The organism is Lactiplantibacillus modestisalitolerans (assembly GCF_005405425.1).
Taxonomy (GTDB): domain Bacteria; phylum Bacillota; class Bacilli; order Lactobacillales; family Lactobacillaceae; genus Lactiplantibacillus; species Lactiplantibacillus modestisalitolerans.
The window spans coordinates 69513-82023 of sequence record NZ_BJEA01000013.1 but is presented as its reverse complement, the minus strand read 5'-3'; the positions used below and the strand labels follow the sequence as shown (position 1 = coordinate 82023).

The following is a 12511-nucleotide window of genomic DNA, read 5'->3' as shown; positions in this document are numbered from 1 at the left end:
CCCCACCTAACTTCTGTCTGTGAGAATTATAGCATATGACGCAACCCTTGCTGAATATTTTCTGCCAATTCAGCTAATTGATCGTACTGCCACTGCCGTTCCGCAGCGACGGCGGCTGGGTTATTCGGTTTGGTTAAATTAACCAACTTAATGGCTTGATCTGACGCCCGCAGTGCATTTTCGTCCGCATCTGCTGAAGCAATCGCCCAAAACACACACTCAAGGGCGGCCGCGCCGATCGAGCTCGTACTGTTTGCCTTCATGGCCGACATGCGGGTTAGCGCCTGTCGAACCTGATAAACACTCACTAAGTTCACTTGCCACAGTTCGTTTGCATCAATTGCCAACCGTAATTGCCGGTCATATTTTTGCTGGTCATCAACGTATTGTAACGCCTTCTTAGCGATAATTAACGCCCATTTAGCTAACTGTTGCTGCGAGAGTGCACCCGTTAAAGCTTCGATTTGGGACCGTATTCCAGGGTCATCGTCAATCGATATTTTCGGGTGGCTCGGTCTAAAACCTTCCGTCATCACACATTCCTACTTTCTTAATAAATCCGATCAAACTATCATCTTTCGGTAAGCATTTACCGATACAGGCATTGTACCAGAAATCTGGTACCCGCGGGTAACCAAACTTCTAACTTTCATGAAAACTTATTGATTACGCTTACATTACCGTTAAAATAATGATCCGTTAAGCAGAATTGCTGTTCCGCTTAACGGATCGCTAATTATTCTATTGAATTTCAATATGGTGCGTATCAGCCGCGGCCTTCTTCGGCAACGTCAGCATCAGGACCCCATCAACGTACTTAGCCGTAATTTTATCAACGTCCACGTCTGGAAGTGAATATTGGCGCCCAAAGCGGCCGCCTTCGCGTTCGCTGACGATCACGTTACCATCATGGTCACTTTCATCGCTAAGCTGTTCTCGCTTAGCCGCAATCGATAACGTCCCGTCATGGTACTTTAACGCTAAATCTTCCTTTTTGATTCCAGGAACGTCAACTTTCATCGTGTACTGTTCGTCGGTCTCTTGAATATCAGTTTTCAAAACCGCACCATTGCGGGTTGCGTTGAAGAACGACCGTCCTAAGCCGTTGACCAAATCATCAACCTTCGTCAGGTCGTTAAACCGATCAAATAAATCGTTGTGCCAATTCAACATATCGTTAGCCATTCAAATCATCCTTTCAACTTGCTTACACTGTTTATGATAACAACTTTAGACCTAAATGCAACGAATTAGCACTCAATACATACGAGTGCTAAACCATTTTCATCAACCAACCACCTGTAAATAATGGTTGGGTTTCATTATACTGCAAGCGTTATCAATCCACCAGAAAAATTTAGCTTCCGCACTTTAACACAATTCTCCGCACGTTCAGAAAAAGCTCTCTGATACGTAGTGTTGATTTTCTAAACGGGTAATCAGTTAAATTCTCAATAAACTCACTGTAGCTATTAAAATAAATCAGCAAGTTCACTCTTGATTTAACTAATTCAGCATAGCTATCTTCACCAATTAAGTTTTACTAAAGTAAACAGCAAAGCTTAATATTTAAACCAATCCAGCCAGTAGTGGGTGTAACCATGGCTCAACTGCGAAATTATTCTTGGCCGGAAGTGGGTTGCTTCCGGCTTAGAATAAGGCTCGAATTTGAGATTGCGGGCGGGCCTCCCCGTGAGCTCAAATCGATGCCCGCAGTGTTCCAGCCAACCGGTTACACCCGCTGCTGGCGGCAGTCTCACCCCGAATTAATACAGAAGCTAAAAAAACGGAACGGGGATTGACTCCCTGCTCCGCTCTAAAAGTTGTTGAAGTTCATGCAACGAAATTAGTTGTCTTCGTTAGCTAATTTCTTGGCATCTTGATCGATCGTTTCAAAACCGGAAACGTTGCTCTTCTTCTTTGGATGCTTTGCACGTTCTTCTTCGGCTTTTTGAATCATAGCCTTACGTTGTTCCTTGCTAAGCTTTTGTGCCATGATTATCGCCTCTTTTATTTTGACTCACGAGGTATCCCTCGTTACAAGTTCATTATAAGACTAAAATCAAAAAGTGGCGCAAATTTGCTCATTTTTTTTGAAACCGCTGGCTTGCATTCTGTAACTATTAGATTTACAGTTAAGCTGTTTAGGAAGGGATTTCATGTCAAAAGTATTGATATTAGGGGCTTCCGGCCGGATTGCCCGGTTAGCCGAAACACAATTTTTAGCGGATTCGTCGGTAGAACTCACACTTTACTTACGAAACGCCCAGCGGGTCGCAAGCTTAAAATCGGACCGGGTGCGGGTCGTCGAAGGTGACGTAACGGACCAGGCCGCCCTCAATCGGGTCATGGCTGGTCAGGACGTTGTCTACGCTAACCTAGCCGGCCAGGACATCGTTACGCAGGCCCAAACCGTTGTTAACGCCATGCACGCGAACCACCTCAAACGCCTCATTTGGATTTCGACGCTTGGCATTTACGATGAAGTGCCCGGTAAATTTGGTAAGTGGAACAACGCCACGTTGGGTGATTACCTCACCCGCTACTACCAGGCGGCCGAAGTTTTGGAAAACTCCGACCTCGATTACACGATCATCCGGCCAGCATGGTTGACAGATAATGATGAAATTGATTATGAAACGACTCAGCGTCACGATGCTTTTAAAGGAACCGAAGTTTCACGCAAAAGTATTGCGGCCTTAGTGGTTAAACTGGCTACCCATCCAGAGCAAGCGGTTCGAGCTTCCTTAGGCGTTAACAAGCCGAATACGGACGGCGATAAACCGGCTTGGTATTAGTAACCAATTCATAAAACAACGTGCTTTCCAATTAAAATGGAAAACACGTTGTTTTTTGCATACCTATTAGTCCAACGTCGGATCACTCCGGTAACGTTGTAAAATATAAATCGCCACGATAACGAGTAACGACCCCAAAATTTCGACCCAACTAACTTCGAGCCCTAAAAAGATAATACTGAGTGCAAAAGTGACCACCGGCTGAACCGCGTCCACGATACTGACCACTGCGGACGGTGCGTACTGTAAACTATGTAACAGTGAGCCGAAGGCAAAGATCGTCCCAATTAACACGATTGCCCCAATCGAGATGACCAGCGTTGGCGTAATCTTGGGCGCCCCCACCCAAATCGGATGGTAGAGGTTAAAGAAAATCCCTGCAATCAGCGCCCCCCAGCCGAGTACCACGACCGGCGAGTTATCCGCAACAATGTTTCGAGGTAAGACCACGTATAAGGCCGCCGTAACCCCGGCTAAGATTCCCCAAATCAGTGCATCCGTCGGAATTGCCAATTCGTGGATATTGCCCTTAGTGATGGCTAAAAACACCCCTAATAGAGAGACGCCGAACGCAATCAGGTCCGTGCGCATTGGAAGCTCGCGTTTAAACACCAGGGTTCCTAAAACGATAAATAACGGGCTTAAATACTGCAAAATCGTTGCGGCTGCGGCCGTTCCACGTTCAATACTAACGTAGAAAGTGTACATGTTCGCCATCAGTCCCAGCACGGCGTAGGCCAATAGCTGCCCGAATGACGCCCACGACCGAAAGACGTCAAAGATCTTCATCCCGTATTTGAGAAAGCCAAACACCAATAGAATAATTCCGGCCGCTAACGTTCGAACTGATAAAAACCAGTCAGCGGGAATCGCCTGATTTTGCGAGACGAACTGCATCACAGTTCCCGAAATTCCCCATAACGTCGATGCCAGCATGGCCCACATGATACCCTTCATGTAACGGCTAGTTGTCATATTTTTCAAATCTACATTACCCCAAATTTAATTGATGGCAACATTATACCGATGAATAATTAAAACTAACTGATAATTTCATGCTATTTTTGCGTAAAAAATGACGATAACCGACCAAAACCGGTAATCGTCATCTTAATCGTTCAGTTTTCTGACAATTCGCTTAAAATAATTTCCCGACGTAATAGTGAATAAACATCGTAATGATCCCAACGATCACGTTCCGAATCACCGCCGTCTTAACATTCCCCTTACCTAATTTAGCAGATAAGAACCCCGTTAAAGCGACCGCAACTGAAACGGCAATAATCGTAGCTGGCCACTGGAAGCGGTCCGGCGCAAAGGTCATTGCAAAGAGCGGGAAAATCCCCCCCGCTGACGCGGAAAATAGTGACGCAAAGGCGGCGTCCCACGGGTTCATGTAATGGCCTAATTCCATGTCATACTTAACGCTAACGACCGTTTCCAACGGCTTCTTCGCCAATAAGTCCTTCGCAATTTCAATTGAAGTGGCTTCGGAAACTCCCAGTGTCATGTAATGCCGTTTAACCGCGGCAATTTCACTGTCAAAGTCGGTTTTTAATAATTGCTTTTCCCGTTCAACAACGGCTTTTTCGGTATCCTTTTGCGTGCTGACCGACGCGTACTCCCCAGACGCCATCGAAAAGGCACACGCTAATAAGTCGGATAAGCCGGCAATAAAAATCGTAAATTGATTCGTTGTTGCGGCCGCAACACTGAATAACACCCCAACAACGGTTAGAATCCCATCGTTGGAACCGAGCACCCCGGCTCGAAGCGAATTCAGTTTTTCGTCCATCGTCTGTTTAGACTTCTTTGGTTTTGCTTTTGTTAATTGCATCCTTGCACTCCCTTTGACCTACTTCGCTAGGCGAATAAGTGGCCGATGAAATACGTGACCACCATCGTTAATAATCCAGACACCACGTTCCGAAAGACGCCGTGCCAGCGGTTGGCGTTACCAAGAACCGCAGCCACGTAGCCCGTAATCGCCAAAGCAATCGCAACGGCAATCACGGTTGCGATCACTTTAATGTGGGGTGGGAAAAAGGTAATCGAGACCAACGGTAAAATTGAACCAGTTGGAAATGAAATCATGGAGGCGATTCCGGCCGCGTACGGACTAATAAATTGACTTGGATTAAAGCCGTAGCGTTCCCGAACCGTCGTGACGAGCGCATCTTCGTTCATCATTTCTTCAGTCGCCTTTTTCGCTAGCGGGGCACTGATCCCCTGCTTCACGTATTTTTGGGTGACCCAGTCAGCTTCACCATCATAGTCGTTCGCTAGCGCTTGCTTCTGATTCGTAATCGCCATTTTCTGCGAATCCTTCTGCGTGTTAACCGAAACGTACTCCCCCATCGCCATCGAAATCGTCCCGGCTAGCATCCCAGCAAGCCCAGAAATTAAGATGGAAAAACTATTGGTCGTCGCACCAGCAACCCCGACAACGATCCCGGCCACTGACAAAATCCCGTCGTTAGCCCCCATCACACTTGCACGTAAAATATTGACGCGCTGTGCCAAGGTCATTTTCTTTTTCATTTCGCGACGCCTCCGTATCTACTTTATAATTATTATCACCTAGTAAATATTATATCTTATAGTCAAAGATTGCAAGCATCTACTCAATCTTATTTAAGTTAAAGTTATGGAACCCTAAACCAAATAACAGTTTAACACGAATCAAGAACTATTGTTAGTCAAACAAACGTCGCTAATCATTGTTAGCTCGCGGTTACAACTGTCATCGGTTGTGCGTGATTTAGTCACACCATTGCAACTAACCTGATAAGAACAGGTGACTAGTTACGATTGAAAACTACTAAAGGCGCACCCTCTGAGAATGCGCCTTTGCCACTTAAATGCCAATCAAAAACCGCTAGCTGATAAACGATTTACGTTCATTGCTAGCGGTTCACTGTTTATTCAATTGATTAATTGGGGCTAAACTACGGGGGCAGTGCCCATGCTTTATAGCCGAAACGTGTTCAACCAAGCTGACCTCTGTGCTTGCTACGCCACCGCCACCACGCAAAGCCCGCGTCCCGCCACTGCGATATAGCCGAAACGTGTTCGGGCCAGCTGATGCCTGCGCCTACTACGCTAAGGGCACAATGCCAAAGTCCGGCATCATGCCCTTAGCTAGGTAGTGCTCAGCATCAACCCGCTGGCCCTCACACTCTAAACGTGCTCGACCTCACACTCTGTCCACAAACCCCTGCACCTTATCCAACGTAAATTCCTTTGGCTGGTCCGCCGTCATCAATTCCTCCGTCAACGCAACCCGCGTGATCGTCTGATCCTCATACGGCTGCATATAAAACGCCGGCTCGTTCATACTCATGTACGCCCGGTACTGAGTATAATCATCGGAACCATCCGCCTTGACCTTCACACCCTTCGGAATTTCAACCGAGTTCAACATGTGCGACAAAGCATTAACCGCCTGCGCATCCGTGTCCACCGTTTCCGTATGCTGCCGCATGAACACCGTCCGTACAAAACGAGCCACCGACGTATAGTCACCCGGCATCCCGAGCGCACCAGTCCCCGGCCCAAACGCCCGCACCGTCAAATCGCCGTACTGACGATCCGGATGCGGCGTTGGTTGCAACTGCACGTAGTTACTTAAATTCTTTAAGTGCCAATTAAAGTCCGGCGTATTCGTCATCACCCCAACCGGGTTTTGCATGTAGTGAATGCCATCGGCTTCTTGTTCCAACACGTAAGTTGCCCCGTTACGGTCACTTACGATCCAGTGTAGTGGTACGACAATGTTTAATAATGGTGCAGCGGCCGCCACAATGTTGAATTCCGCTAGCCGCTGTCCCAGTTCGGCAGCGCTCTTCACGTTGCCTAAAATCCACATCATCACTTCGTGGGGAGCTAGGTTAACCTTCCCCGCAACCGCTTCATCGGCGTACTGCGCCTGACCAGCAAAGTAAAGTGCGGCTGCACTAACCCCATGCTCGTTGACACCGTCAACCAGAATATAGCCGTTTAGATTCCGGCCCGTGCCGATAAAACTGTACGGCGCGTCAAAGCCATCCGAATCAGCGACGCTATTAAAATGGTGGTTCCGTGGAATGGCAACCGGCCGGCCACCCAGCTCAAAACCGAAATCCATCGTCCGGGCCAAGAACTGGTCACCAGTCGTTGTTTGATACGTTACACTTGTACACATGGGTTTCACATCCTTATTGAAATACCTTTATTTTAGCACCGATATTGGCGTGAAACACCTATTTGCGACAATTAATTTACGCCCATCAGTTTATTTTTTGAGGTGTAACGTCATTGCGTTAATCGCCACAATAATCGTACTGAGGGACATCACGACCGCTCCAACCATTGGATTGAGCACAAAGCCAATCGGGGCCAGGATTCCGGCAGCTAACGGAATCGTAATAACGTTATAACCGGCACCCCACCAAAGATTCTGAGTCATCTTGCGGGTCGTCTGCCGGGCCAAATTCAGAAAATCGACCACGTCGTTAGGATTACTCTTCACGAGGACGATGTCCGCCGAATCAATCGCAACGTCGGTACCGGAACCAATTGCAATGCCAACTTCCGCCCGGGCTAAGCTGGGTGCGTCGTTCACACCGTCACCAATCATCATCACGGGCTGCCCGGCGTCCTGATACTGCTGGACTAGTTTCGCTTTATCTTCAGGTAACAAGCTAGCGTGGACGGTCGTAATTCCCAGTTGCTTGGCAACGACTTGCGCACTCTGCTCGTTATCCCCCGTTAGCATCACCGGCGTAATCCCCTGCGCCTTCAGGCTGGTAATGAGGTGGTGCGCCTCCGGTTTAATTTGGTCCCCCTGGGCGACGTACCCGAGGACCCGTTGTTCGTGAATCAAAAAGCTGATTGAATTACCCGCAGACGCCAACCGTTGAAACGCCGCCTGGTCGTAAGTGAGCCGCTGGCGATCAAGGTAAGCGGCGGACACGAGTTGGTAGTTGTGACCCGCAATGTCACCACTGAGGCCGGCCCCCGTGATCTGATGACCGTTTTCAACCGCTTGCAGTTCCAACTGCCGGTCCTTGGCCGCCGTTAGAATTCCGACGGCCAACGGATGACTGGAGCCATTTTCAAGGCTAGCCATTAGCCCGAGGACGGCGTCATCCGTCAGGTCAGTGGTCATACTCCGATATTCCGCAACCTTAAAGTTACCTTCCGTTAAGGTCCCGGTTTTATCCATTAAAGCGGCCTTCAAATGCTTAACCCGTTCTAACGCGTCGCGGTTCCGAATTAGCAACCCGTGACTTGCCGCAATGGCGGTACTACGCGCTACCACCAGCGGAATCGCTAGTCCTAACGCGTGCGGGCAGGCAATCACGAGCACCGTAACCGCAATGGAGAGTGCCACCGCTAAGTTACCAACGAAAAGCCAGGCAATAAACGCCACGATTGCCACCGTGAGCGCCGCGTAAAAGAGTAACCCGGCAACCCGGTTAGCCATGTTTTCCTGCGCCGACTTTGACGCCTGCGCATCACTAACCAGCTGCATGACTTGCGCCAAGTAGCCACTCTCACCAGTCCCGGTTACCTTCAATGTAAAGGTACCATCGCCGTTCACGGCTCCACCAACGACCGCGTCTCCAACCTGTTTTTCAACTAATTTAGCTTCACCCGTGACCATTGCTTCGTTGACGCTCGTCGCACCGCTGACCACTTGTCCGTCAGCCGGAATCTTTTCACCGGCCCGGACTTGTAGTTGATCGCCCGTTTGGATTTGATCCAACGCCACGTCCTGCGGTTGTCCGTCAACCAGCTTATGTGCCGTACTTGGCAATAGTTTCGCCAAGTTATCGACCGCGGAGCCGGCACTCATCACCGTGTTCATCTCAATCCAGTGCCCCAGCAACATGATGTCGATCAACGTCGCAAGTTCCCAGAAAAAGTCCGTCACAACCGGGGTCACCTGCCAAACATTATTGGCTAAGACCGCGTAAATACTGTAAACGTAAGCAACGCCGATCCCCATAGCAATTAGGGTCATCATCGCCGGCTTGCGGTTGGCGAGCTCAGCTTTTGCCCCGCTAAAAAACGGCTGACCCCCATAGATAAATAAAATCGTTCCCAGAACCGCGACCAGGTAATCCGACCACGGTTGAAAGGTTAATTGGAATGGTAGACGCATCCCCATCATCGGGCTCATGATAATAATCGGGATCGTCAAGATGAGTGATACCCAAAACTTACGCTTGAGGTTGCCCATGTGCATCATGTGACCGTTCCCCATGTCCATTTCGTGCGAATCCATCGCCATTTGACCATCCATGCCGGCCATTTGGTGTTGATTATGTTCTGACATCTTCATCGTTACTTCCTCCCTTAATTGCTAATCAATTATTCAATTACAGTTTACAATTGTAAACGATAGCCGTCAAGTTAAAGCCCTTCACTACTAAAAATGAGCTAGGTTCTCTTATTTGGTAAAGCAACCTTAACAAACTCCAGCACAAAAAGACACCATTCAAGCCGCAACTTGAATGGTGTTCACTAATTAATACTAGTATGACGCTTGGTGGTCTTCGCGATTGTCCTTCGTCAGCACCGTTCCCCCGGTACGCAGTCACAGTCGACCATCGCCGGAGCGGTGGGCGCCTTTTTAGCCAGCACGGCTTGCAACTGGGCAATGTCCGCCTGACTTAACGTTACTTGATTGACGAGGTCGGTCAACGTTTGACCCACCCGCATTTGACACATGTGCCCAAACAGCGTCTTAACGGCCATGTCCATCGACGGCTGTTCTTCAACGGTCGGATAGTAGGTAAAGGCCCGGCCGTGCTTTTCAGACCGTAGCGCGCCCTTTTTAATCAAACGCCCCAAGAGCGTCTTAACGGTCGCGGTTTTCCAGCCCATTTTATCGGCCATGATTTCAGCAACCTGACTACTCGTCACCTGCCCTAGTGTCCACGCGACCCGCATGACTTCCCATTCGGCGTCGCTAATTTCAATTGCAGTTTGTGCTTCCATCGCTGCACCGACCTCCTTATTCTGAATTAGTTCTTATAGTTTACAAGCGTAAACACAAAAAAGCAAGTGTTCAGTTTCTCCCATTAGTAAGCATAGCGCAAATCGCAGGGACTGAACACTTCCATTATTAGTTTATTTTTTGTTTGATAGCCAAAACGTGTTCGGCCGGACTGGTATCTGCGCTTGCTAGGCAATGCTCAAGGTCAACCCGCTTGGTCTCACACGCTCCTACTAAACCGCGCCAACAACTTTCTCAAACTCGCGACCGTCTCCGGATAGTCCGCCGGGTGCTGCCGCAAATACGTCGTTAATTTACCATTATAGAGAACCGTCGTTGCCGTACTACCCGCCGTTTTCACGAGTGCTTCTCGAAACTCATTTAACAGTTGCTGGAGTCCCTGTTGCTCCGAATTCCGTGGTTCTAAAGTCAGCGCCGCCCGACTCACGGCGTCTAAAACTTGGGTTTGCGTTGGTTGTGATTGTGTTGCCATCGGTTGTTACCCCCACTTAATTAAGAATACCCATTAGTATACACCGCTAAGCCCGCAGAAACGCGAATTTTATCCCCAATTTGTGACGAGCCGGAAACTATGTTAGGATATTGCATCAGTACTTAACGGAGGCCCTTGACAATGAAACCTAATTCCAAATTACTGGCCCGCGTTCAAGCCTTTATGCGCGGACGCTACGGGCAAAACGACACCCTCAACCGCTGCCTGAATTATCTCGCTTTAATTCTGGTCGTGGTTAGCCTTTGGCGCCCCTTCCATCAACTGGTTTGGCTGGCAGTGCTACTTATCATTCTGAGTTACTGGCGCTTATTTTCAAAGAAAATTTATCGCCAAGTCGCAATCAACCGTGGCTTTCAACGCTTTTTCAATCCAGTAGCCCGGCCGTTTCGACGCTTGGGTTATCAAATTTCGCAGCACCGGCACTACCGCTTCTTTCGCTGTCAAAACTGCCAGCAACGCATTCGGATTCCCAAGCACCACGGTCGGGTCCGGATCACTTGTCCTAGCTGTGGCACGAAATTTGAAGCCCGAACTTAACGATCCATTTCAGAAATCTTTAAACTTTTTTCATAAAACACTTACGAAACGCGATTTTTTCTGTTAAAGTGACCAATTGTGCTTACTGAAAACAGATAAAGGAGCGTTTTTTTCATGCAGTCAAAGTCACATACTAATCCAACCCTAATTATGATTGGATTATTACTCGGGGGCTTTGTCGGTATGTTTAGCGAAACCGCACTAAACATTGCCCTCCCCCAATTAGAACAACAATTACACGTGAACACTGGGACCATTCAGTGGTTAGTCACGGGGTACCTCTTAATGGTTGGGATCGTTTTACCATTATCTAGTATGCTCACAAAACACTTTACGACCCGGCAATTAATCATCTTCGCCCTTGCCGACTTTATGGTCGGTGCGACTATTTCCGCGTTAGCCGGTGGGTTTGCACAGTTATTAATCGGCCGGATGATCCAAGGGATTGCCACCGGGCTCTTACTACCACTAATTTTCATTGTCTTGTTAGCGGTTTACCCACCCCAAAAACGTGGCGCGGCCATGGGACTCGTTGGGTTAGTCATCATGTTTGCTCCAGCCGTAGGGCCAACGATTGCCGGAATTATCTTAGGGGCCCTTTCCTGGAACTGGATTTTCTGGCTCTTCGTTCCATTATTAGCAATTGCCTTAATTATTACAATTTTCTTTATGCAAAACGTTTCCGAATTAACCAAGCCAAAAGTCGATGCGTTATCAATCGTTTTATCCTCAGTTGGTTTTGGCGGACTCGTCGTTGGGGCCAGCCTAGCTGGTGACCGCGGTTGGTCCAACCCGTTAGTTGTAATTGCCTTAGTTATCGGGATTGTCGGTCTCCTCTTCTACATTTATCGTCAATTACATTTAACAACGCCAATTTTAAACTTACGAGCCTTCGGTTTCCACCGCTTCAGTATTGGGACCGCGCTTGTCATGATCGATTTCGGGATTATCATGTCTTCCATGTACTTATTACCAATGTACTGGCAAAAGGGCCTGGTCGTACCAGTCGCCATGACCGGGGTCCTCATGTTACCTGGTGGGGTGATTAACGCCGTAATTTCCGCGACATCCGGCCGCTTGTTTGATAACTACGGGGCTAAATATCTGACCCGTGGCGGCTTCGCCCTCTCGTTTCTGGGTGCGTTAATGTTGATTTTTACCAGCACGCACAGTCCGTACTGGTACGTCGTGACCGCCCACATCATTTTGATGATTGGAGCGCCGTTAGCCATGTCACCGGCTCAAACTTACGGTTTGAACGCCCTTCACGGTCCGGTTGCCGCTGATGGGAGCACGATTTTGAACACCTTACAACAAATTCTCGGGGCTCTGGCGACGGCGGTTGCCACCAGTTTACTCGGCATTGGTCAAGGCGCAAGCAACGCAACTGGCGCAGCTTCCTTCGTCCACGGTGTCCACTACGGTTTCTGGTTCACGCTGGCCCTCGCCGTCTTAGGCTTCTGCCTTTCCATGTTCGTTTCTAACGAACCGGAAAAAGCTTACGACCCGCTGGCTGAAAAACGCGCAAACGCAAGCGACCAACCAGCTGGTCAATTGGATCAGGCCGGCTCTGAAAACTAGTTAAAACGATTAAGAGAGTGTGCCAAAAATTGGTTAGCTGGTGAGCATTAACGGCGGAAGGCGAATAATCCCGGGTTTGGATTGTTTGACTTACGG

At 48.6% G+C, this 12511-nt stretch carries 13 protein-coding genes; 3 read left to right on the top strand and 10 right to left on the bottom strand.

The features are described from left to right. Positions 1-26: 26 nt before the first annotated feature. The 3 genes from FFM79_RS08820 to FFM79_RS12650 form a co-directional block, all read right to left on the bottom strand. Positions 27-533, bottom strand: a complete 507-nt coding sequence (locus FFM79_RS08820; RefSeq protein ID WP_137643108.1) for a putative immunity protein — start codon at positions 531-533, stop codon at positions 27-29. 208 nt (positions 534-741) lie between these two features. Beyond that, the gene (locus tag FFM79_RS08815) at positions 742-1185 is read right to left on the bottom strand and encodes an Hsp20/alpha crystallin family protein (RefSeq protein ID WP_137643107.1); all 444 of its coding nucleotides are present in this window, start codon (positions 1183-1185) and stop codon (positions 742-744) included. A gap of 661 nt (positions 1186-1846) precedes the next feature. After that, positions 1847-1996, bottom strand: coding sequence for a hypothetical protein (locus FFM79_RS12650; protein ID WP_170177427.1), 150 nt, complete (start codon positions 1994-1996; stop codon positions 1847-1849). A 163-nt stretch (positions 1997-2159) separates the two neighbouring features. Between FFM79_RS12650 and FFM79_RS08805 the strand changes: the two genes are divergently transcribed. Next, entirely contained in the window at positions 2160-2798 is a 639-nt protein-coding gene (locus tag FFM79_RS08805; RefSeq protein ID WP_137643105.1) for an SDR family oxidoreductase, read from the top strand. 66 nt (positions 2799-2864) lie between these two features. Here FFM79_RS08805 and FFM79_RS08800 read toward each other — a convergent pair whose 3' ends face one another. From FFM79_RS08800 to FFM79_RS08770, 7 genes are all read right to left on the bottom strand, one after another. Then, positions 2865-3773: a DMT family transporter gene (locus FFM79_RS08800; RefSeq protein ID WP_137643138.1), complete on the bottom strand. Its 909-nt coding sequence runs from the start codon at positions 3771-3773 to the stop codon at positions 2865-2867. Positions 3774-3936: 163 nt separating this feature from the next. Further along, a complete protein-coding gene (locus tag FFM79_RS08795; protein WP_137643104.1) occupies positions 3937-4635 on the bottom strand; it encodes a VIT1/CCC1 transporter family protein in 699 nt (232 codons plus the stop codon). Positions 4636-4661: 26 nt separating this feature from the next. Continuing rightward, positions 4662-5339: a VIT1/CCC1 transporter family protein gene (locus tag FFM79_RS08790; protein WP_137643103.1), complete on the bottom strand. Its 678-nt coding sequence runs from the start codon at positions 5337-5339 to the stop codon at positions 4662-4664. A gap of 655 nt (positions 5340-5994) precedes the next feature. After that, entirely contained in the window at positions 5995-6981 is a 987-nt protein-coding gene (locus FFM79_RS08785; protein ID WP_137643102.1) for a choloylglycine hydrolase family protein, read from the bottom strand. Between the two features lie 90 nt (positions 6982-7071). Beyond that, on the bottom strand, positions 7072-9120 hold the full coding sequence (locus FFM79_RS08780) for a heavy metal translocating P-type ATPase (RefSeq protein WP_170177430.1): 2049 nt from the start codon (positions 9118-9120) through the stop codon (positions 7072-7074). 236 nt (positions 9121-9356) lie between these two features. Next, positions 9357-9785 (bottom strand): CopY/TcrY family copper transport repressor, encoded by a 429-nt coding sequence (locus FFM79_RS08775; protein WP_137643101.1) that lies wholly within the window; start codon positions 9783-9785, stop codon positions 9357-9359. A 218-nt stretch (positions 9786-10003) separates the two neighbouring features. After that, positions 10004-10276 (bottom strand): hypothetical protein, encoded by a 273-nt coding sequence (locus tag FFM79_RS08770; protein ID WP_137643100.1) that lies wholly within the window; start codon positions 10274-10276, stop codon positions 10004-10006. A 141-nt stretch (positions 10277-10417) separates the two neighbouring features. On the opposite strand from FFM79_RS08770, the gene FFM79_RS08765 reads away from it, so the two are divergent. Together FFM79_RS08765 and FFM79_RS08760 are read left to right on the top strand one after the other, a co-directional pair. Continuing rightward, a complete protein-coding gene (locus tag FFM79_RS08765) occupies positions 10418-10834 on the top strand; it encodes a Zn-Finger Containing protein (protein WP_137643099.1) in 417 nt (138 codons plus the stop codon). Positions 10835-10948: 114 nt separating this feature from the next. Beyond that, a complete protein-coding gene (locus tag FFM79_RS08760) occupies positions 10949-12415 on the top strand; it encodes a DHA2 family efflux MFS transporter permease subunit (RefSeq protein ID WP_137643098.1) in 1467 nt (488 codons plus the stop codon). Positions 12416-12511 lie beyond the last annotated feature (96 nt).